The 18,726-nt window shown below is 59.2% G+C and carries 23 protein-coding genes; 9 read left to right on the top strand and 14 right to left on the bottom strand.

The annotated features are described in order from the left end of the window. Nucleotides 1–28: 28 nt before the first annotated feature. A complete protein-coding gene (locus CFE47_RS24960) occupies nucleotides 29–616 on the bottom strand; it encodes a YajG family lipoprotein (RefSeq protein WP_181642833.1) in 588 nt (195 codons plus the stop codon). A gap of 194 nt (nucleotides 617–810) precedes the next feature. Here CFE47_RS24960 and CFE47_RS24955 point away from each other — a divergent pair, with 194 nt between their 5' ends. Continuing rightward, nucleotides 811–1,044, top strand: a complete 234-nt coding sequence (locus CFE47_RS24955; RefSeq protein ID WP_032886296.1) for a hypothetical protein — start codon at nucleotides 811–813, stop codon at nucleotides 1,042–1,044. Between the two features lie 728 nt (nucleotides 1,045–1,772). Next, on the top strand, nucleotides 1,773–3,281 hold the full coding sequence (gene mqo / locus CFE47_RS24950; protein ID WP_181642834.1) for a malate dehydrogenase (quinone): 1,509 nt from the start codon (nucleotides 1,773–1,775) through the stop codon (nucleotides 3,279–3,281). 55 nt (nucleotides 3,282–3,336) lie between these two features. On the opposite strand, the gene CFE47_RS24945 is transcribed toward mqo, so the two are convergent. The 3 genes from CFE47_RS24945 to CFE47_RS24935 form a co-directional block, all read right to left on the bottom strand. Next, nucleotides 3,337–3,624 carry a PA4642 family protein gene (locus CFE47_RS24945; RefSeq protein WP_095183854.1) on the bottom strand — a complete coding sequence of 96 codons (288 nt, stop codon included), beginning with the start codon at nucleotides 3,622–3,624 and terminating at the stop codon, nucleotides 3,337–3,339. 125 nt (nucleotides 3,625–3,749) lie between these two features. Next, nucleotides 3,750–4,235, bottom strand: a complete 486-nt coding sequence (locus CFE47_RS24940; RefSeq protein ID WP_032886293.1) for a hypothetical protein — start codon at nucleotides 4,233–4,235, stop codon at nucleotides 3,750–3,752. A 60-nt stretch (nucleotides 4,236–4,295) separates the two neighbouring features. Then, on the bottom strand, nucleotides 4,296–4,853 hold the full coding sequence (locus CFE47_RS24935; protein WP_032886291.1) for a hypoxanthine-guanine phosphoribosyltransferase: 558 nt from the start codon (nucleotides 4,851–4,853) through the stop codon (nucleotides 4,296–4,298). 164 nt (nucleotides 4,854–5,017) lie between these two features. Here CFE47_RS24935 and upp point away from each other — a divergent pair, with 164 nt between their 5' ends. Beyond that, entirely contained in the window at nucleotides 5,018–5,656 is a 639-nt protein-coding gene (gene upp, locus CFE47_RS24930) for a uracil phosphoribosyltransferase (protein ID WP_004372055.1), read from the top strand. 2 nt (nucleotides 5,657–5,658) lie between these two features. After that, nucleotides 5,659–6,933: a uracil-xanthine permease family protein gene (locus CFE47_RS24925; protein WP_032886290.1), complete on the top strand. Its 1,275-nt coding sequence runs from the start codon at nucleotides 5,659–5,661 to the stop codon at nucleotides 6,931–6,933. Between the two features lie 124 nt (nucleotides 6,934–7,057). Here the strand turns inward: CFE47_RS24925 and hisC are convergent, their stop codons facing one another. The 10 genes from hisC to CFE47_RS24875 all read right to left on the bottom strand — a co-directional run bounded on the left by hisC (nucleotide 7,058) and on the right by CFE47_RS24875 (nucleotide 15,090). Continuing rightward, nucleotides 7,058–8,110 carry a histidinol-phosphate transaminase gene (gene hisC / locus CFE47_RS24920; RefSeq protein WP_032886289.1) on the bottom strand — a complete coding sequence of 351 codons (1,053 nt, stop codon included), beginning with the start codon at nucleotides 8,108–8,110 and terminating at the stop codon, nucleotides 7,058–7,060. A 3-nt stretch (nucleotides 8,111–8,113) separates the two neighbouring features. Beyond that, nucleotides 8,114–9,433 (bottom strand): histidinol dehydrogenase, encoded by a 1,320-nt coding sequence (hisD, locus tag CFE47_RS24915; RefSeq protein ID WP_032886288.1) that lies wholly within the window; start codon nucleotides 9,431–9,433, stop codon nucleotides 8,114–8,116. A 128-nt stretch (nucleotides 9,434–9,561) separates the two neighbouring features. Further along, nucleotides 9,562–10,197 carry an ATP phosphoribosyltransferase gene (gene hisG / locus CFE47_RS24910; RefSeq protein WP_003171824.1) on the bottom strand — a complete coding sequence of 212 codons (636 nt, stop codon included), beginning with the start codon at nucleotides 10,195–10,197 and terminating at the stop codon, nucleotides 9,562–9,564. Nucleotides 10,198–10,409: 212 nt separating this feature from the next. Then, nucleotides 10,410–11,675 (bottom strand): UDP-N-acetylglucosamine 1-carboxyvinyltransferase, encoded by a 1,266-nt coding sequence (gene murA / locus CFE47_RS24905; protein WP_286841129.1) that lies wholly within the window; start codon nucleotides 11,673–11,675, stop codon nucleotides 10,410–10,412. A 23-nt stretch (nucleotides 11,676–11,698) separates the two neighbouring features. Next, nucleotides 11,699–11,938, bottom strand: a complete 240-nt coding sequence (locus CFE47_RS24900) for a BolA family protein (protein ID WP_105520873.1) — start codon at nucleotides 11,936–11,938, stop codon at nucleotides 11,699–11,701. Nucleotides 11,939–12,052: 114 nt separating this feature from the next. Continuing rightward, a complete protein-coding gene (locus CFE47_RS24895; RefSeq protein WP_286841127.1) occupies nucleotides 12,053–12,358 on the bottom strand; it encodes an STAS domain-containing protein in 306 nt (101 codons plus the stop codon). Further along, nucleotides 12,355–13,005, bottom strand: coding sequence for an MlaC/ttg2D family ABC transporter substrate-binding protein (locus CFE47_RS24890; protein ID WP_185708369.1), 651 nt, complete (start codon nucleotides 13,003–13,005; stop codon nucleotides 12,355–12,357). Before CFE47_RS24890 ends, CFE47_RS24895 begins: the two co-directional genes overlap by 4 nt. A gap of 11 nt (nucleotides 13,006–13,016) precedes the next feature. Continuing rightward, the gene (gene mlaD / locus CFE47_RS24885; protein ID WP_005784855.1) at nucleotides 13,017–13,484 is read right to left on the bottom strand and encodes an outer membrane lipid asymmetry maintenance protein MlaD; all 468 of its coding nucleotides are present in this window, start codon (nucleotides 13,482–13,484) and stop codon (nucleotides 13,017–13,019) included. Continuing rightward, a complete protein-coding gene (gene mlaE / locus CFE47_RS24880) occupies nucleotides 13,484–14,281 on the bottom strand; it encodes a lipid asymmetry maintenance ABC transporter permease subunit MlaE (RefSeq protein ID WP_185708368.1) in 798 nt (265 codons plus the stop codon). Before mlaE ends, mlaD begins: the two co-directional genes overlap by 1 nt. Continuing rightward, on the bottom strand, nucleotides 14,281–15,090 hold the full coding sequence (locus tag CFE47_RS24875) for an ATP-binding cassette domain-containing protein (protein WP_003171811.1): 810 nt from the start codon (nucleotides 15,088–15,090) through the stop codon (nucleotides 14,281–14,283). The genes mlaE and CFE47_RS24875 overlap by 1 nt, the downstream gene beginning before the upstream one ends. A 308-nt stretch (nucleotides 15,091–15,398) precedes the next feature. Between CFE47_RS24875 and CFE47_RS24870 the strand changes: the two genes are divergently transcribed. Genes CFE47_RS24870 through lptB form a run of 5 tightly spaced genes read left to right on the top strand, consistent with a single transcriptional unit; the run spans nucleotide 15,399 to nucleotide 18,724 of the window. After that, on the top strand, nucleotides 15,399–16,373 hold the full coding sequence (locus CFE47_RS24870) for a KpsF/GutQ family sugar-phosphate isomerase (protein WP_286841124.1): 975 nt from the start codon (nucleotides 15,399–15,401) through the stop codon (nucleotides 16,371–16,373). Next, complete coding sequence (locus CFE47_RS24865; RefSeq protein WP_286841122.1) at nucleotides 16,374–16,898, top strand: KdsC family phosphatase; 525 nt, start codon at nucleotides 16,374–16,376, stop codon at nucleotides 16,896–16,898. It begins immediately after the preceding gene. Between the two features lie 8 nt (nucleotides 16,899–16,906). Further along, nucleotides 16,907–17,479, top strand: a complete 573-nt coding sequence (gene lptC / locus CFE47_RS24860; RefSeq protein WP_185708365.1) for an LPS export ABC transporter periplasmic protein LptC — start codon at nucleotides 16,907–16,909, stop codon at nucleotides 17,477–17,479. Then, nucleotides 17,466–17,999, top strand: a complete 534-nt coding sequence (gene lptA / locus CFE47_RS24855; protein ID WP_185708364.1) for a lipopolysaccharide transport periplasmic protein LptA — start codon at nucleotides 17,466–17,468, stop codon at nucleotides 17,997–17,999. The genes lptC and lptA overlap by 14 nt, the downstream gene beginning before the upstream one ends. Beyond that, nucleotides 17,999–18,724: an LPS export ABC transporter ATP-binding protein gene (lptB, locus tag CFE47_RS24850; protein WP_003171806.1), complete on the top strand. Its 726-nt coding sequence runs from the start codon at nucleotides 17,999–18,001 to the stop codon at nucleotides 18,722–18,724. The genes lptA and lptB overlap by 1 nt, the downstream gene beginning before the upstream one ends. Nucleotides 18,725–18,726: the final 2 nt, after the last annotated feature.

Raw genomic sequence — 18,726 nt, 5'->3', positions numbered from 1 at the left:
TGACTGAGCCCGGTCTTTATTTGGACGGTTACTGCGAGCTGAGCAATGAACCGATGCTTGGATCCTTGAACAGGCGAGTCAAGGCGTCGCTCAGGACGTCGCTGACCAGCTTGGTGTTGGTTTCCTGGTTCGGCGACATACCGAAACGCTGGTTCAACGATGCGCCGTAACGACCGCTATAGCGACGGGTGCCAGCGGTGACATCGGACTTGAAGGTTGCGCCGATGGCGGCTTCAGTCACATAGAGACCTTCTTTAGGCGACTGATACTTCAGCTCAGCCAAGGTGATGGTCAACTGAGGAGCGCCCGGCGCGTTGGCGCTCGGGGTAAAGCCCAGCAGGCGCACGGCGGCTTCGGCCTGAGCTTGCAACTTGGGCAGCACGTCCTGACCAGTCACCGAGATAAGCGCGGTCTCCGGGTACAAGCCCCCGCGAGAGCCCAACGTTGGCGAAGGACGACCATCCACAACACGCACCGACACCGGCTGACCATGACCCACTGGCCCCAACTGCGTGGTGAGCTTCGGTTGCGGGCTCAGTTGTTGCGGGCTGTTGGCGCAGCCAACCAAGGTCAAACTGGTCACAGTGATCAAACCGAACAACAGGCGTTGCAACATGCGCTTCTCTCCAGAAATCAGGTACCGACAGGCCGGCAGTATAACGGGGCGCCCCCGCAGGGAACTAGCGTCAGTTACAACCTATGACTCGTCGGCTCGACAGCGGTTCGCTGTCACCGATATGTAATAGCCGTTACATGGGCTCGTCATCCTCGCAAGGCATGCTTGGCCTCAATCTCAGGAGGTCTATCGCCATGCATTTTCTCTGGACGCTGTTTACGCGCAAACCTGCCCTTCGCCAGTTCGCCCGGCTTGATGCGCAAGGCCGCTGCCAGGCCTTTAAAGAGTGCAGCCAGCCGCCTTTGGGCGACGGCTGGGTAGAAATTGATGAAATCCGCCTGAGCTGGATGCACCACCCGCTGCCCGCCGGCGCCCGTGTCAGCCCACGCCCGGCGCGGTCGCCGCGGCACCAGCCGTTGGCCGCCTGACCGAAGACCTAATAAAAGTCATAAAACACGCCCATTTCCCTGACGTTCTTCGCTACAATCTCCCCCCGATTATAAGGACGTCTCCTGATCGGGCCTCGCAGCATCGTTAATGCCTCGGTATTAACTCCAAGAATCGCCCACAGAGAGCCGCCCACACAGATCGAGTGAAGCTGGCGCGCTTGCTGTTTCCTTTGCAAACCACCCGCCTTTACCGAATCTGCCAGAGCTGCCATTGCGCTCGGCCACTTGAGTTGTTTGCCCGTATTGCCGCGTGTCGGCAGATGTCTTGCGGGCCAAGTGCCAGGCTGAGGCAGCCCTTTTTTGAGGTTCACGTCTTCAAAAGAGCGTGAAAAAACGGGTTTTCACAACTTCACAAGAGTGTGGCGAGCAAATGAATAGTTTGGCGTTTGTAAAAGCACCATCAGCGTCTGGAACAGCCCAACCACACAGGACTGAGTACTCCTCAACAACCGGAGCTTGAGCCTGTCCGCTACGGATTGATTGCACGAATCGCACGCTTTGACCATAAGTCGAATTGCCACAGGCGCCCATGAATGCGTTCATAGGCAGATTAGGCCGGGCAGGAAGCGTGCGCCGAAGTTGCAAAGAATTGCGAAACGGACATGGCGATCCTGGCCATGGGTAACCTGGGGCAACACGTGAACCGCCCCGTCACTCCTGGCAGCCATGCCGTCAATTTGGTGCTGCAGATTTTGGAGACGCGTTAAATGGCGCATAACGAAGCAGTCGACGTAGTACTGGTAGGGGCCGGCATCATGAGTGCCACCCTGGCCGTATTGCTCAAAGAGCTCGACCCCGGCCTCAAGCTGGAAGTCGTTGAGCTGATGGATTCGGGTGCAGCGGAGAGTTCCAACCCATGGAACAACGCCGGTACCGGTCATGCCGGTCTGTGCGAGCTGAACTACACGCCGCAGGCCGCCGATGGTTCCATCGACATCAAGAAAGCCGTGCACATCAACACTCAGTTCGAGGTGTCGAAGCAGTTCTGGGCGTACCTGACCAAAAAGGGCACCTTTGGCTCGTCCAAGTCCTTTATCAGTCCGGTGCCGCACCTGAGCTTCGTACAGGGCGACAAAGGCGTGGACTTCCTCAAGAAGCGCTTTGAAACCCTCAGCCAGCACCACGCGTTTTCGGACATGCACTACACCGAAGACCGCAGCGAAATGGCCGAATGGATGCCGCTGATGATGCCGGGCCGCCCGCTCGACGAAAAAATCGCTGCCACTCGCGTAATGAATGGCACCGACGTCAACTTCGGCGCCCTGACCAATCAGCTGCTTGGCCATCTGACCAGTTCCCCGGACGCCCAGGTCAAGTACAGCAAGCGCGTGACCGGCCTCAAGCGCAACGGCGCCGGCTGGACCGTGAGCATCAAGGACGTCAACAGCGGTACCAGCCGTGAGGTGGACGCCAAGTTTGTATTCCTCGGCGCCGGTGGCGCGGCGCTGCCGCTGCTGCAAGCTTCGGGCATCGAAGAAAGTAAAGGCTTCGGCGGCTTCCCGGTCAGCGGCCAATGGCTGCGTTGCGACAACCCGGAAGTGGTCAAGCACCACCAGGCCAAGGTCTACAGCCAGGCCGCCGTCGGCTCGCCACCGATGTCGGTGCCGCACCTCGACACCCGTGTAGTGGATGGCCAGAAATCCCTGCTGTTCGGGCCATACGCCGGTTTCACCACCAAGTTCCTCAAGCACGGCTCGTTCCTAGACCTGCCGATGTCGATTCGTGCCAGCAACATCGGACCGATGCTAGCCGTGGCCCGCGACAACATGGACCTGACCAAGTACCTGGTCAGCGAAGTGCGTCAGTCCATGGAACAACGCCTGGAATCCCTGCGTCGCTTCTACCCTGAGGCGAAAGCCGAAGACTGGCGTCTTGAAGTGGCCGGCCAACGGGTGCAGATCATCAAGAAAGACCCGAAAAAAGGCGGCGTGCTGCAATTCGGCACCGAGCTGGTAGCGGCCAAAGACGGCTCGCTGGCGGCGTTACTGGGCGCGTCCCCAGGCGCTTCGGTGACGGTGTCGATCATGCTGGAACTGATTGAGCGCTGCTTCCCGGCCAAAGCCGCCGGTGAGTGGGCAGCCAAGCTGCACGAGATCTTCCCTGCCCGGGAAAAAGTGCTTGAGACTGATGCCGAGCTGTATCGCAAGATCAACACGCAGAACAACATCAGCCTGGAACTGGTTGAGCAAAGCAACGAGGCCGAAAGCTACGCTTGAGGCCTGGCTGCAATAAAAAAACGCCCCTCGGGGCGTTTTTTTGTGGCCGGGATAATCAGCCGCGAGCGTTTTTGATCAGCTCGATGTAATCGTCCGCGTTGCGCTGATCCTTGATCAGATCAACAAAGGTCTGGCCATGCTCATCCTTGCCATCCAGGTCCAGGCCGGCTTCCTTGAAAAAGCCCAGGAAGCGCTCAAAGTCGTCGATACGCAGGCCACGATAGGCCTTGATCAGTTTGTGCAGGGACGGTGAAGTCGCGTCGACCGGCTCGAAGTCCAGGAACAACTTGATCTGATCGTCGCCGATCTCATCGCCAATCACCTGTTTCTTATCTTTACGCATTACCGACTCCAGCCTGCAGACATTTACACGGGGTTTGAAGTCTACCTGCGAGCCGCGGGCTTCGAAAGCGCTGAAGAACCAATGTGGGAGCAATCCCCCGCCACATTTATTCTTCATTGTTAGCGCTACTTGGTACGTACAACGCCGGTATGCAGGTCCGCCCAGATATGGCCGTTGGCGTAACTGAGGAACTGAACATACACCGTGTCATTGCGCAGCAAATCGACGATCACCCGGTACTGGGCCACCGGATAAGACAGCGTCAGGGTCTTGCTCTTGTCGTCAAACACCGGCTTTTTCAGGCTTTTACTTTCGGCATCGAAGTTGAGCACCACTTGGCTGATGCTCGCACCTTTGTTCAGGGGCTTGCCCTTAAGCCGGAGCATCAGTGGCGAGGTCACCGGGATAGGTTGCTGGTTGGATTGGCGCTGGTTGCCCACCACCACCGCGTACTCCGTGACTTGCAGCAACTGCTGCTGGTCAGGGCTTTCAGTCCGCAGGGTGAGGTCATCGGGAGGCAGAAATTGACCATGCATAGGCGCCGGTGCGGCGGCCAGGGGCAAACTCAGGGTCAGCGCCAGGGCGGCGCAAGTGCGAATCAACAGGCTCATGGACAGCTCCAGACGCAGGGGCCAAGCACGATAGCATGACAACCCTGCGCCGGGCCTGGATCACATACCTTTGACGGCGTAGATCCCATTGGCGTTGCGCCAGTAGCCTTTGTAGTCCATGCCATAACCGAAGATGTAGCGGTCGATGCACGGCAGGCCAACGTAATCAGCCTTAAGGTCCGGGCGAGCCTTGCGGTCGTGGTCTTTGTCGATCAGTACGGCGGTGTGCACTTTGCGTGCGCCGGCGTGTTTGCAGAAATCGATGATCGCGCCGAGGGTGTGACCTTCGTCGAGGATGTCGTCGATGATCAGCACGTCGCGGTCAATAAACGAGACTTCCGGCTTGGCCTTCCAGAACAGATCGCCGCCAGTGGTTTCGTTGCGATAGCGAGTCGCGTGCAGGTAAGACGCTTCCAGCGGAAATTGCAGGTGAGTCAGCAATTTGCCGGCGAAGATCAGGCCGCCGTTCATCACGCAAAAGACCACCGGGTTGGTGTCGGCCATTTCGCGAGTGATGTGGGCGCCAACCTTGGCGATCGCAGCTTCGACTTGCGCTTCGGTGTACAGGCAATCAGCCTCACGCATGATTTGACGGATATGCTCAAGATCAGCGGACATGGCGCTCTCCAAGGGGGTGCTGTGGCAAGAAAAGCGGGCGAAGGTACGCTTCTCATGCGCTCCGAGCAAGCCTTAATGGACTAACGTACTAGATGCCTATAGGACAACACCCTCGGATAGATTAATCTAGGCCGGTTTTTTTGCCCGCCGCCGGAGCCTTTCCCATGCCCACTCGCGAGATCCGCCACCCGCTGATCCAGCACAAGCTCGGCCTTATGCGCCGCGCCGACATTAGCACGAAGAACTTCCGTGAGCTTGCTCAGGAAGTCGGAGCGTTGCTCACTTACGAAGCCACCAAGGATTTGCCCCTGGAAACCTACGAGATCCCCGGTTGGGCCGGTCCCGTCCAGGTGGAAAAAATCGCTGGTAAGAAAATAACCGTGGTGCCGATCCTGCGCGCAGGTATCGGCATGCTCGAAGGCGTACTCAGCCTGATTCCGGGTGCCAAAGTCAGCGCCGTGGGCGTGGCCCGCAACGAAGAAACCTTGCAGGCTCACACCTACCTGGAAAAACTCGTACCGGAAATCGACGAGCGCCTGGCCATGATCATTGACCCGATGCTCGCTACCGGCAGTTCCATGGTCGCCACCATCGACCTGCTGAAGAAAGCCGGCTGCAAGGACATCCGCGCCATGGTGCTGGTCGCCGCTCCCGAAGGCATCGCCGCCGTCGAGAAAGCCCACCCGGACGTGCAGATCTACACCGCTTCCATCGATGAGCGCCTGAATGAACACGGTTACATCATCCCCGGCCTGGGCGACGCCGGTGACAAGATCTTCGGCACCAAGCAGAAGGACGCGTGAGCATGCAGGATGAATTCAACGACCCGCTTTGGCGCCAGATCCTGTCTGGCGCACAAATGCTCTTCGTAGCATTTGGCGCGCTGGTGTTGATGCCGCTGATCACAGGTCTTGATCCAAACGTCGCACTGTTCACCGCCGGCCTGGGCACGTTGTTGTTCCAGGTGGTGACAGGGCGGCAGGTGCCGGTATTCCTGGCATCGAGCTTTGCCTTCATTACCCCGATCATTCTCGCCAAGCAGCAGTTCGGCCTGGCGGCGACCATGGGCGGGGTAATGGCGGCCGGTTTTGTTTACACCTTCCTAGGGGCAGCGGTAAAGATCAAAGGCACTGGTTTCATCGACCGACTACTACCGCCTGTGGTAATCGGGCCAGTGATTATTTCCATCGGCCTGGCCATGGCGCCGATCGCGGCCAACATGGCGATGGGTAAAGGCGACAACGGTGCCGAACTGATCCCATACAAGACCGCCATGCTGATCTCGATGCCAGCGCTGCTTACCACGTTGATCGTGGCGGTGTTCGGCAAAGGTATCTTCCGCCTGGTGCCGATCATCTCCGGTGTGCTGGTAGGTTTTGCCATGTCGTTCTACTTTGGCGTTGTCGACACGGCCAAGATCGCCGCTGCGCCTTGGTTCGCCCTGCCCCACTTCACTGCGCCGGAATTCAACTGGCAGGCGATCCTGTTTATCGTCCCAGTGGCCCTGGCCCCTGCGATTGAACACATCGGTGGTGTGATTGCGGTGGGCAGCGTGACCGGTCGCGACTACCTGAAGAAGCCTGGCCTGCACCGCACTTTGCTGGGTGACGGGATCGCCACCACGGCAGCAGGCATGTTTGGCGGCCCGCCGAACACTACCTACGCCGAAGTGACGGGCGCAGTGATGCTGACCAAGAACTACAACCCGAAGATCATGACCTGGGCGGCGGTGTTTGCCATCAGCCTGGCGTTCATCGGCAAGTTCGGTGCACTGCTGCAAAGCATCCCGGTGCCGGTGATGGGCGGGATCCTGTGCCTGCTGTTCGGCTCGATTGCCGCGGTGGGGATGAACACGTTGATCCGCCACAAGATCGACCTGGGTGAGGCGCGCAATCTGGTGATTGTGTCGGTGACCCTGGTGTTCGGTATTGGCGGTGTGCTGGTGGGGACCGGAACTGGTCCAGATGACTTCGGCCTGAAGGGCATTGCTCTGTGCGCGGTGGTAGCGATTGGTTTGAACCTGCTGCTGCCGGGCAATGATGGCTGGAAGAACAAGAAGCCAGATGAGCCGTTGATCTAACTGCCAATACAAACCAATGTGGGAGAGGGCTTGCCTCCGATAGCAGTGTGTCAGTCAATACATTAACTGACTGATACGCCGCCATCGGGGTCAAGCCCCCTCCCACATTTGATTTCAGCGCCCGTTAAAGCTCGCCGAGGCCATCAATCAGCGCCTGGTTCTGCTCCGGCGTACCGATGCTGATCCGCAGGAACTGGGCAATCCGCTCCTGCTTAAAGTGCCGCACGATAATCCCTTGCTCACGCAGCTTGGCCGCTAGGCCGGCAGCGTCATGCCGTGGGTGGCGCGCAAAGATGAAGTTGGCCGCTGATGGCAGCACCTCAAAACCTTTGCCTTCCAATTGCGCGACTACTTTGTTACGGCTGTCGATCACCAACTGGCACGTCTTCTCGAAGTACTCACGGTCCTCAAACGCCGCTGCCGCGCCGACAATCGCCAAACGATCCAGCGGGTAGGAGTTGAAGCTGTTCTTGACCCGCTCCAGCGCCTCGATCAGGTCCGGGTGACCCACGGCCAAGCCCACGCGCAAACCGGCCAGTGAGCGCGATTTGGAAAGGGTCTGGGTCACCAGCAGATTAGGGTAGCGATCCACCAGGCTGATGGCGGTTTCGCCGCCGAAGTCGATATAGGCTTCATCGACCACCACCACCGAATCCGGGCTGGCCTTGAGGATCTGCTCTACTGCGTCCAGCGCCAGCACGCAGCCGGTCGGCGCATTCGGGTTGGGGAAGATGATCCCGCCGTTGGGCCTGGCGTAATCCGCAACACGGATCTGAAATTTCTCATCCAACGGCACTGGGTCGGACTGGATGCCGTAAAGACCGCAGTACACCGGATAGAAGCTGTAGCTGATATCCGGGAACAGCAGCGGCAGGTCGTGCTGGAACAGGCCGTGGAAGATGTGCGCGAGCACTTCATCAGAGCCGTTACCGAGAAACACTTTGCCGGCGTCGACCCCGTAATACTTGGCCACCGCCTGCTTGAGCAGGTCGCTGTTGGGGTCCGGGTACAAACGCAGGTTGTCGTTCAACTCGGCCTGCATCGCGGCCAGTGCTTTGGGCGACGGACCGTAGGGGTTCTCATTGGTGTTGAGCTTGACCAGCTTGGTCAGCTTTGGCTGTTCGCCGGGTACGTAAGGCACGAGGTCCCTGACGAAGGGGCTCCAGAATTTGCTCATGTGTTATTTCCCTTCTTCCAGGATTCGATACTCAGCACTACGGGCGTGTGCGCTCAACGACTCACCACGGGCCAGCACCGAAGCGGTCTTGCCCAACTCGGAAGCACCTTGTGGCGAGCAAAAGATGATCGACGAGCGCTTCTGGAAGTCGTACACCCCCAGCGGTGATGAGAACCGCGCGGTGCCGGAGGTCGGCAACACATGGTTCGGGCCGGCGCAGTAGTCGCCCAGCGCTTCACTGGTGTGACGCCCCATGAAGATCGCACCCGCATGGCGAATCGACGGCAGCCAGGCCTGTGGGTCAGCCACGGACAGCTCCAAGTGCTCCGGGGCGATACGGTTAGCCACTTCGATGGCCTGTTCCATGTCACGCACCAGGATCAGCGCGCCACGGCCGTTGATGGATTTCTCGATGATCTCTGCACGGTCCATGGTAGGCAGCAGCTTATCGATGCTGGCGGCGACCTTGTCGAGGAACTCGGCATCGGGGCTGACCAGAATCGCCTGGGCGTCTTCGTCGTGCTCGGCCTGGGAGAACAGGTCCATGGCGATCCAATCCGGATCGGTCTGGCCGTCGCACACTACGAGAATTTCCGAGGGACCGGCGATCATGTCGATGCCAACCTGGCCAAAAACGTGGCGCTTGGCGGTGGCGACGTAGATGTTGCCAGGCCCCACCACTTTGTCGACCTTCGGCACGCTTTCGGTGCCGTAGGCCAGGGCCGCGACGGCTTGAGCACCGCCAATGGTGAACACACGGTCAACACCAGCGATGCAGGCCGCAGCCAGCACCAGTTCGTTGATTTCGCCGCGCGGGGTCGGTACCACCATAACCACTTCGGTCACGCCCGCCACCTTGGCCGGAATTGCGTTCATCAACACCGACGATGGATACGACGCTTTGCCACCCGGCACGTAGAGACCGGCACGATCCAGCGGCGTGACCTTTTGGCCCAGCACAGTGCCGTCGGCTTCGGTATAGCTCCAGGAGTCCTGCTTCTGCTTTTCGTGGTAGCTGCGCACCCGCGCCGCCGCGACTTCCAGGGCTTCACGCTGAGGCGCAGTGATGCGCGTCAGTGCGAGCTCCAGGCGTTCTCGGGGAAGGATCAAATCGGACATGGATTTGACGTCCAGACCGTCGAACTGACGGGTGAAATCCACCAGCGCCGCATCACCACGCTCGCGCACGGCTTTGATGATGTCGAGCACCCGCTGGTTGACCGAGTCGTCGGACACGCTTTCCCAGCTCAGCAGATGATCCAGATGATGGGCGAAATCCGGGTCGGCAGCGTTGAGTCGGGCAATTGCAGTGGACGTGGTCATAGCGAGGGCCTCAATAGAATTGGCAAAAACTCAGGCGCCCTAAACTAGCAGTCGTTTCCGCTTGGGCACCTGAGAATTCTGGCTATGAGGCGGATAGACGGGCGCAGCCTTTCAGCTACGCGGGTAGGTCAACCGCGGTGTCGAGACTCCACTGCGGTGCGCAGGGTGTCGATCAACGCTTGGATACGGGCGTGCTGCATCTTCATCGACGCTTTGTTGACGATCAAGCGGGAGCTGATATCGGCGATGAAATCCTGTGGTTCGAGACCATTGGCACGCAGGGTGTTGCCGGTGTCGACCACATCGATGATCTTGTCGGCCAGGCCGATCAGCGGCGCCAGCTCCATCGAGCCGTAGAGCTTGATGATGTCGACCTGGCGGCCTTGCTCGGCGTAGTAGCGCTTGGCAACGTTGACGAACTTGGTTGCCACGCGCAGGCGGCCTTTAGGCTCGACGTCACCGACACGGCCGGCGGTCATCAGCTTGCACAGGGCAATACGCAGGTCCAGCGGCTCATACAGGCCCTGGCCACCGTATTCCATCAACACGTCTTTACCGGCGACGCCGAGGTCGGCCGCGCCATGCTCAACGTAGGTCGGCACGTCGGTAGCCCGCACGATCAACAGGCGAACGTCGTCCTGGGTCGTCGGGATGATCAGCTTGCGGCTCTTGTCCGGATTCTCGGTCGGCACGATGCCCGCTTCAGCCAGAAGCGGCAAAGTGTCGTCAAGGATGCGGCCCTTGGACAGTGCGATGGTCAACATGGGAAACGTCAGTCCTTCATCAGGCTATTGCTGTCCGGTCGCAAACGGCGCCAGACGCAGATCGAGGCCATGACAGCCTCGATTTGAAACAAATTCACAGCAAGCTTTTGTAGTGAGCGGGCTTGCCCCGCGCTGGGTTGCGTAGCGACCCTAGAATCTTTGGAGCGCTGCGCACTCCAGCGCGGGGCAAGCCCGCTCACTACAAACAGCAACTAGCCCGGTACGCGGCGGATTTTCGCGCCGAGCATCTGCAGTTTTTCTTCGATGCACTCGTAACCACGGTCGATGTGGTAGATGCGGTCGATCAGGGTGTCGCCTTCGGCGATCAACGCCGAGATCACCAGGCTGGCCGAAGCCCGCAGGTCGGTCGCCATCACTGGCGCGCCCTTGAGTTTCTCGGTACCGGTCACGATGGCGGTGTTGCCTTCAACCTGGATCTTCGCGCCCATGCGGTGCAGTTCGTACACGTGCATGAAGCGGTTTTCGAAGATGGTCTCGATCACGGCACCCGTGCCTTCGGCAATAGCGTTCAAGGAAATGAACTGCGCCTGCATGTCGGTCGGGAACGCCGGGTACGGAGCGGTACGCACGTTGACGGCTTTTGGCCGCTTGCCGTGCATGTTCAGCTCGATCCAGTCTTCGCCGGTGGTGATTTCGGCACCCGCCTCGCGCAGTTTTTCCAGGACCGCTTCCAGGATGGTCGGATCGGTGTCCTTGACCTTCACACGGCCACCGGTAACGGCAGCGGCAACCAGGTAGGTACCGGTCTCGATGCGGTCCGGCATCACTTTGTAGGTGGCCGGGTGCAGGCGCTTCACACCGTCGATGGTGATGGTGTCAGTGCCGGCGCCGGAGATGTTGGCACCCATGGCGATCAGGAAGTTGGCCAGGTCGACCACTTCCGGCTCGCGCGCGGCGTTTTGCAGGACGCTGCGGCCATTGGCCAGGGCAGCGGCCATCATGATGTTCTCGGTACCGGTCACGCTGACGGTATCAAAGAAGAAGTTGGCACCACGCAGGCCGCCTTCCGGCGCCTTGGCCTTGATGTAGCCACCTTCGACGTCGATGGTTGCGCCCATGGCTTCAAGGCCACGGATGTGCAGGTCCACCGGACGCGAACCGATGGCGCAACCGCCAGGCAGTGCGACTTCGGCTTCGCCGAAACGGGCAACCATCGGGCCCAGTACCAGGATCGACGCACGCATGGTTTTCACCAGTTCGTACGGAGCGACCAGGGTCTTGATGGTGCGCGGGTCGATTTCAACGGCCAACTTCTCGTCGATCACCGGCTCAATGCCCATGCGACCGAACAGCTCGATCATGGTGGTGATGTCGTGCAGGTGCGGCAGGTTGGCAACGGTAACCGGGCCATCGCACAGCAGGGTCGCTGCCAAAATCGGCAAGGCGGAGTTTTTTGCACCGGAGATGCGGATCTCGCCATCAAGGCGAGCACCGCCGGTAATAATCAATTTATCCATAAGAATCTCGACGCCTTGGGGGCTCAGGTGCGCTCGGCCCAGGCCGCGCGGCTGAAAAATTTCATAGTGACCGCATGGATGCTGCCATCGGTGATCCATGGGTTCAAATGGGCATAGATCTGCTGCTGACGCTTGACCGGGCTCAATGCCGCCAGTTCATCGCTAATCACGTTCAGCTGGAAATTGCAGCCTTCGCCTTCAACTGCAACCTCAGTATCCGGCAGCTTTCCTTCAAGGAAGCTCTTAACTTCTAGGGCCTGCATGCTCAACCTCTATCGGCGCCCAGTGCGCACGGGTCGCACATCATACAAAAAAGCCCCGCGCCTGCGAACCCCGCATAGCAGGACTCTGACGGGGGGCTTCTTTGATAATGTGTATTAAGGATGCGCCAACAGCTCGGTCAGACCGGAAACTTCGGCAATTTCGCGCATGTCTTCAGGCAATGCACGGATGCTGACCGTTTTTTTGGCCGCCTCGGCATCTCGCATGAAGCACAGCAGCAACGACAAACCCACGCTGCTGGACTTGGTCACCGCCGAGCAATCCAGCACCAGCTCAGGCGCAGTACTGGTCTTGATCAATGCCTGGCCATGCTTTCGCAGGCCTGGCCCGGTGCGGTAATCCAGCACGCCACTGATGTACAGCTGGCCTGCATCGCCAAGACGAACAGCCGACTCGGTCATTGCGCAGGCTTCCCAGCGGCTTGCTTGTCGGTCTCTTCCTTGGCCTTGGCCACTTCACCGGCCCAACCATTGATGGTCTTGTCCAGGTCGTTGCCATTGCGCTGCATGGCGTCGGCGAACTGGTCACGGAACAGCTTGCCGATATTGATGCCGTTGATGATCACGTTACGCAGCTTCCACTCGCCGTTGACCTTCTCCAACGTGTACTGCACAGGGTAGACCGCGCCGTTGTTGCCTTTGACGCTCATGTTGACGCTGGTGCGATCGCCCGACTCATCGCCCGCTGGCGCCACGGTAATGCCCTGGTTGTTGTACTCAAGCAGCGCGTTGCCGTAGAACTGGAACAGGCCCTTCTTGAAGTTTTCCTGGAAAGTCAGCATCTGCGCCGGGGTGGCCTTACGCGAATACTTGACCGTCATGATGCTGCGGGAAATGCCTTCGGCATCGACCACAGGGCCGACAATGCTGTTCAGCGCGTCGTAGAACTTGGTCGGGTCTTGCTTGTACTGTTCTTTGTTCGCCGTCAGGTCAGCCAACATCTTGTTGGTCGTGTCCTGCACCAGGTCGTGCGCAGAACCCGCCGCGTTAGCCATCAGCGGCAGCGCTGCAAGCAGTACCAGCAGGCCACGTCGCAAGGTAGAGATCATGAACAGATTCCTCATTTGGCGTCTTTATTGACCGTATTGAGCAGGAATTTACCGATCAGGTCCTCAAGCACCAGCGACGACTGCGTGTCGTGGATGGTCGAACCATCCTTGAGCAGGGCTGTTTCCCCACCCACGCTGACACCGATGTACTTCTCGCCCAGCAGACCCGCAGTGAGGATAGATGCCGTGGAGTCGGTCGGCAGATTATCTACCTTCTTATCCACTTGCATCGTCACACGGCCGGTAAAGCTGTCGCGGTCCAGATCGATTGCCGTGACCTTGCCGATGGTTACACCAGCCATGGTCACTTTAGCTCTGACAGTCAAACCGGCGATATTGTCGAAGTATGCGTAAAGTTTATAAGTATCGGCGGTGGGGCTGGCCGAAAGGCCGCTGACTCGCAGGGCCAGCAACAGTAAAGCCAGGATGCCAGCCAGCAAGAAAAGGCCGACACCGATTTCCACAGTGCGGTTTTGCATCAGAAATCTCCAAACATCAAGGCGGTCAAAATGAAGTCAAGACCCAGTACCGCCAGCGAGGCGTACACAACGGTCTTGGTGGTGGCGCGACTGATCCCTTCTGAAGTGGGCTCACAGTCATAGCCTTGGAATACGGCGATCCAGGTCACTACAAAGGCGAAGACGATGCTCTTTATGATGCCGTTGAGCACGTCACCGCTGAAGGTCACGCTGTTTTGCATGTTGGCCCAGTAGGAGCCGTCGTAGACGCCCAGCCAGTCCACCGCCACCCACGAACCGCCCCAGATGCCGACCACGCTGAAGATCATCGCCAGCAGTGGCAGGGAAATGAAGCCGGCCCACAGGCGCGGGGCAACAATGTACTTGAGCGGGTCCACGCCGATCATTTCCAGGCTGGACAGTTGCTCGGTGGACTTCATGTTGCCGATCTCGGCGGTGAGCGCTGAACCTGCGCGCCCGGCAAACAGCAAGGCAGTGACCACTGGCCCCAGCTCACGCAACAGTGTCAGGGCGACCATCTGCCCCACCGCCTGCTCCGAACCGTAGCTGGACAGGATATTGAAGCCCTGCAACGCCAGCACCATGCCAATGAACACCCCGGAGACCACGATGATCACCAGGGACATCACACCTACAGCATGCAACTGCTTGATCAACAGGCCAAAGCCACCGCCAATGCCGCCGCGGCCGAGCAAGGCGTGGAACAGGAAAATCGTCGAACGGCCCAGCACTTCGACGATGTCGATGCCCGAGCGACCGAAAAGGCGAACCTTCTCGATGAGAGATGTCTTGCGCATCAGCGCTTCCCCAGAAGATCTGAGCGGTAGTCCGCTGCCGGAAAGTGAAACGGCACTGGGCCATCGGGATCGCCGGTCATGAATTGGCGAATGCGCGGGTTATCGGCATTCATCAGCTCTTCAGGCGTGCCCTGCCCCAGCACCTGGCCGTCGCCGACCACGTAGAGGTAATCGGCAATGCTCGCGGTTTCTGCAAGATCGTGGGAAACCACGATGCTGGTGATGCCCAGCGCGTCGTTGAGCAGGCGGATCAGGCGCACGAGGACGCCCATGGCGATCGGGTCCTGGCCGACGAAGGGCTCGTCGTACATGAGGATCTGCGGGTCGAGGGCTATGGCACGCGCCAGGGCCACACGCCGCTTCATGCCGCCGGACAGTTCATCGGGCATCAGGTCGATGGCACCGCGAAGGCCTACGGCCTGCAGTTTCAGCAACACGATGTCACGAATCATTTCATCAGACAGCTGGGTATGCACCCGCAGCGGGAACGCTACGTTTTCGAAAACGTCGAGGTCGGTGAACAGCGCGCCACTCTGGAACAGCACGCCCATGTGCTTGCGCGCATCGAACAGATCACTGCGCGACAGCGTCGGCAAATTCTGGCCGTTGACCCACACTTCGCCGGCGCTGGGGCGCAGCTGCATGCCCATTAGCCGCAACAGGGTGGTCTTGCCGCAACCGGAAGGCCCCATGATGCCCGTGACCTTGCCGCGGGGAATGCGAATATCGACGTTATTGAAGATGCTGCGCGTCCCGCGCTTGAAGGTCAGTCCCTTCAGCTCGACCGCGTAGGCGTTATCGGCACTCATCTAATCTCCTTGGGATGCAGCCTCTCGCTCAGACACCACGCTTGCGACAAACGTTTGCAATGCTTGTGCATAACCGCGCAATAAATAGCCACATGGGCAGAGCGGACCGAACTGGCGGCGAACTATATCACTGCTGGTACAACGCGCCCAAGGCCGGAACGGTGCTTGTTCAGATTGGAGACAGGGAAAAAACGTTGCTGAGCATGAATCTCACGCACCCACCGAATAAAGGCTGACGAACTTACGTGAGGGAATTGATCATTACCGCTATAATCGCCGACTTTTCGTCAGGCTATACGATTTCAGACATGAGCCAATCCAGCGACCTTATTCAATCCGCACAACGCACCATCCGCCTTGAGCTTGAAGCCGTGGAAGGCTTGCTGGCGCATATCGACGCAGATTTCGTACGCGCCTGCGAGATGATTCTGGCCAGCAAAGGCCGCGTTGTCGTGGTAGGCATGGGCAAGTCGGGCCACGTCGGCAACAAGATCGCCGCCACCCTGGCCAGCACCGGAACCACCGCTTTTTTTGTACACCCCGCCGAAGCCAGCCACGGCGACATGGGCATGATCACCAAGGATGACATCATCCTGGCGCTGTCCAACTCCGGCACCACCAACGAAATTGTGACCCTGCTGCCGTTGATCAAGCGCCTGGGCATCAAGATGATCAGCGTAACCGGCAACCCGGAGTCGACACTGGCCAAGGCCGCCGAGGTGAACCTGAATGTTCACGTTGCCCATGAGGCTTGCCCGCTGAACCTGGCACCGACCTCCTCCACCACCGCCGCCTTGGTCATGGGTGATGCCCTGGCCGTCGCGTTGCTGGAAGCACGTGGATTCACCGCTGAAGACTTCGCGTTTTCCCACCCGGGTGGCGCCCTGGGCCGCCGTCTGCTGCTGAAAGTGGAAAACGTCATGCACTCGGGCGATGAACTGCCCCACGTCCAGCGCGGTACTTTGCTGAAGGAAGCGCTGATGGAAATGACCCGCAAGGGGCTGGGCATGACCGTCATTCTGGAAGCCGACGGCACCCTGGCCGGGGTGTTCACCGACGGCGATCTGCGCCGCACCCTGGATCGCACCATTGATATCCACACCGCAACCATTGATGCGGTAATGACGCCCCACGGCAAGACTGCACGCCCTGAAATGCTGGCAGCCGAAGCCTTGAAAATCATGGAAGACCACAAGATCGGCGCGCTGGTGGTGGTCGATAGCGGCAACCACCCGATTGGCGCCCTGAACATGCACGACTTGCTGCGTGCGGGAGTGATGTAAATGACAGGCGATCTGCTAAAACGCGGCAAGCACATCAAACTGGCAATCTTTGACGTCGACGGCGTACTGACCGATGGCCGCCTGTACTTCCTGGAAGACGGCAGTGAATTCAAGACCTTCAACACCCTCGATGGCCAGGGCATCAAGATGCTGATGGCGGCGGGCGTGCAAACGGCGATTATCAGCGGCAGAAAAACCCCCGTTGTGGAACGTCGCGCACAAAACCTGGGGATTCCTCACCTGTATCAGGGCCGCGAGGATAAACTGGTGGTTCTGGACGAGCTTCTTGGCCAACTCAACCTAAGCTATGAGCAGGTCGCCTACTTGGGCGATGACCTGCCCGACTTGCCGGTGATTCGTCGAGTAGGACTGGGCATGGCCGTCGCCAATGCGGCGTCGTTTGTTCGCGAGCACGCCCATGGCATCACCACCGCCCGTGGCGGCGAAGGTGCAGCCCGCGAGTTCTGCGAACTGATCCTGCGCGCCCAAGGCAGCCTTGAAGCGGCCCACGCCGCCTACCTATAGAGCGTTTTATGCTGAGCAAAAAGATTCGCAACTTCCTGTTATTCGGGGTCATTGCCGCGCTGTTCCTGGCGGTGGGCTACTGGAATATCAGCCCGGAGCGCTTCCTCGACCAACCGGCCGCACAGGTTGATGAGGGCGCTATCGACTATTACGCGATCAACGCCAAAAGCGTGCAGTTCCTGCCCGACGGCAAGGTGCAGTACGAAATGACCTCGGACAAGGTTGAACACCTGAAGGCTACCGAAGTCACTCTACTGACCAACCCGGACATGAACATCTACCGTGGCACCGAGTTCCCGTGGCACGTCACCAGCAAGCGTGGCGAGGTCAACCCGGACGGCACCGAGGTCGAACTGATCGACTCCGTGCGCGTTGCGCGCACCGACGACAAGAATCGCGACACCGTGATTACCAGCAGTCGCATGACCGTATTCCCGCAGAAGCAATATGCGCAGACCGAGCAAGACGTTAGAATCGACGGCGCTGGCGGTGTATCGACTGGCAAAGGAATGAAAGCGTATTTGAAAGAAAGCAGGATACACCTGCTATCGAACGTAAGAGGACAGTATGAGGCTCGTTAAAACTCTCCCTATTTTGCTCGGTCTGGGCGCAGCACTGGGAAGCGTGAGCGCCTGGGCTCTGCCGAACGATAGCCAGCAGCCGATCCACATCTCCGCTGACGATGCGCAACTGGACGACAAGCAAGGCGTTGCCACTTACACAGGCGGCGTGATCATCACCCAGGGCTCGATGAAGATCACCGGTAACACGGTTACGCTGACTCGCACGCAGTCCGGCGACATCGACGTGGTGACCTCGGTGGGCAACCTGGCTTACTTCGAGCAAAAGCAGGCGGCTACCGATACAGCGCCAATGAAGGGCTACGGCAAGACCATCCAGTATCACGCCCAGCAAAACCGCATTGTCCTGATCGACCAAGCCAAGGTCCTCAGCCCCGATGGCAACTCCACGGAAGGTGAAAAAATCACCTATGACACCGTGAAACAGGTCGCCAACGCCGGCCGTGCCAATGGCAGCAAGGTGACAGCACCACGCCCACGTATCGACATGGTTATCCAGCCGAAGAAGAAGGCCGAGTAATGGCAACCCTGAAAGCCCAGCATCTGGCCAAGGCCTATAAAAGCCGTCAGGTCGTGCGCGACGTCAGCCTGTCGATCGACAGCGGCCAGATCGTCGGCTTGCTCGGCCCTAACGGCGCCGGCAAGACCACTTGCTTCTACATGATCGTCGGCCTGGTCCAGGCCGACCAGGGTCGTGTATTGATCGACGACCTGGACGTCAGCCACCAGCCGATGCACGGTCGTGCTCGTGCGGGTATCGGCTATCTTCCCCAAGAAGCGTCGATCTTCCGCAAACTATCGGTTGCCGACAACATCATGGCGATCCTCGAGACCCGCAAGGAACTCGACCGTGACGGCCGCCGCAAAGAGCTGGAAAGCCTGCTGCAGGAATTCCACATCAACCACATCCGCGACAACCTCGGCATGAGCCTGTCCGGTGGTGAGCGCCGTCGCGTGGAAATCGCCCGGGCCCTGGCCACTGCGCCCAAGTTCATCCTGCTGGACGAACCGTTTGCCGGCGTCGACCCCATTTCGGTCGGCGACATCAAGCAGATCATCCATCACCTCAAGGCCAAGGGCATCGGTGTACTGATCACCGACCACAACGTGCGTGAAACCCTCGATATCTGCGAAACCGCCTATATCGTCAACGACGGCCAGCTGATCGCCGAAGGTGACTCCGCCACCATCCTGGCCAACGAACTGGTCAAGGAAGTGTACCTGGGTCACGAGTTCCGCCTGTAAAC

This window comes from Pseudomonas sp. PGPPP1 (assembly GCF_002255865.1).
Lineage (GTDB): Bacteria > Pseudomonadota > Gammaproteobacteria > Pseudomonadales > Pseudomonadaceae > Aquipseudomonas > Aquipseudomonas cremoris.
This window is presented reverse-complemented; position numbering and strand designations above follow the sequence as displayed.

What these genes read in the sequence shown, in the direction of transcription:
- CFE47_RS24960 (WP_181642833.1), bottom strand. Translation starts at nt 616, where the DNA reads ATGTTGCAACGCCTGTTGTTCGGTTTGATCACTGTGACCAGTTTGACC.
- CFE47_RS24955 (WP_032886296.1), top strand. Translation starts at nt 811, where the DNA reads ATGCATTTTCTCTGGACGCTGTTTACGCGCAAACCTGCCCTTCGCCAG.
- mqo (WP_181642834.1), top strand. Translation starts at nt 1,773, where the DNA reads ATGGCGCATAACGAAGCAGTCGACGTAGTACTGGTAGGGGCCGGCATC.
- CFE47_RS24945 (WP_095183854.1), bottom strand. Translation starts at nt 3,624, where the DNA reads ATGCGTAAAGATAAGAAACAGGTGATTGGCGATGAGATCGGCGACGAT.
- CFE47_RS24940 (WP_032886293.1), bottom strand. Translation starts at nt 4,235, where the DNA reads ATGAGCCTGTTGATTCGCACTTGCGCCGCCCTGGCGCTGACCCTGAGT.
- CFE47_RS24935 (WP_032886291.1), bottom strand. Translation starts at nt 4,853, where the DNA reads ATGTCCGCTGATCTTGAGCATATCCGTCAAATCATGCGTGAGGCTGAT.
- upp (WP_004372055.1), top strand. Translation starts at nt 5,018, where the DNA reads ATGCCCACTCGCGAGATCCGCCACCCGCTGATCCAGCACAAGCTCGGC.
- CFE47_RS24925 (WP_032886290.1), top strand. Translation starts at nt 5,659, where the DNA reads ATGCAGGATGAATTCAACGACCCGCTTTGGCGCCAGATCCTGTCTGGC.
- hisC (WP_032886289.1), bottom strand. Translation starts at nt 8,110, where the DNA reads ATGAGCAAATTCTGGAGCCCCTTCGTCAGGGACCTCGTGCCTTACGTA.
- hisD (WP_032886288.1), bottom strand. Translation starts at nt 9,433, where the DNA reads ATGACCACGTCCACTGCAATTGCCCGACTCAACGCTGCCGACCCGGAT.
- hisG (WP_003171824.1), bottom strand. Translation starts at nt 10,197, where the DNA reads ATGTTGACCATCGCACTGTCCAAGGGCCGCATCCTTGACGACACTTTG.
- murA (WP_286841129.1), bottom strand. Translation starts at nt 11,675, where the DNA reads ATGGATAAATTGATTATTACCGGCGGTGCTCGCCTTGATGGCGAGATC.
- CFE47_RS24900 (WP_105520873.1), bottom strand. Translation starts at nt 11,938, where the DNA reads ATGCAGGCCCTAGAAGTTAAGAGCTTCCTTGAAGGAAAGCTGCCGGAT.
- CFE47_RS24895 (WP_286841127.1), bottom strand. Translation starts at nt 12,358, where the DNA reads ATGACCGAGTCGGCTGTTCGTCTTGGCGATGCAGGCCAGCTGTACATC.
- CFE47_RS24890 (WP_185708369.1), bottom strand. Translation starts at nt 13,005, where the DNA reads ATGATCTCTACCTTGCGACGTGGCCTGCTGGTACTGCTTGCAGCGCTG.
- mlaD (WP_005784855.1), bottom strand. Translation starts at nt 13,484, where the DNA reads ATGCAAAACCGCACTGTGGAAATCGGTGTCGGCCTTTTCTTGCTGGCT.
- mlaE (WP_185708368.1), bottom strand. Translation starts at nt 14,281, where the DNA reads ATGCGCAAGACATCTCTCATCGAGAAGGTTCGCCTTTTCGGTCGCTCG.
- CFE47_RS24875 (WP_003171811.1), bottom strand. Translation starts at nt 15,090, where the DNA reads ATGAGTGCCGATAACGCCTACGCGGTCGAGCTGAAGGGACTGACCTTC.
- CFE47_RS24870 (WP_286841124.1), top strand. Translation starts at nt 15,399, where the DNA reads ATGAGCCAATCCAGCGACCTTATTCAATCCGCACAACGCACCATCCGC.
- CFE47_RS24865 (WP_286841122.1), top strand. Translation starts at nt 16,374, where the DNA reads ATGACAGGCGATCTGCTAAAACGCGGCAAGCACATCAAACTGGCAATC.
- lptC (WP_185708365.1), top strand. Translation starts at nt 16,907, where the DNA reads ATGCTGAGCAAAAAGATTCGCAACTTCCTGTTATTCGGGGTCATTGCC.
- lptA (WP_185708364.1), top strand. Translation starts at nt 17,466, where the DNA reads ATGAGGCTCGTTAAAACTCTCCCTATTTTGCTCGGTCTGGGCGCAGCA.
- lptB (WP_003171806.1), top strand. Translation starts at nt 17,999, where the DNA reads ATGGCAACCCTGAAAGCCCAGCATCTGGCCAAGGCCTATAAAAGCCGT.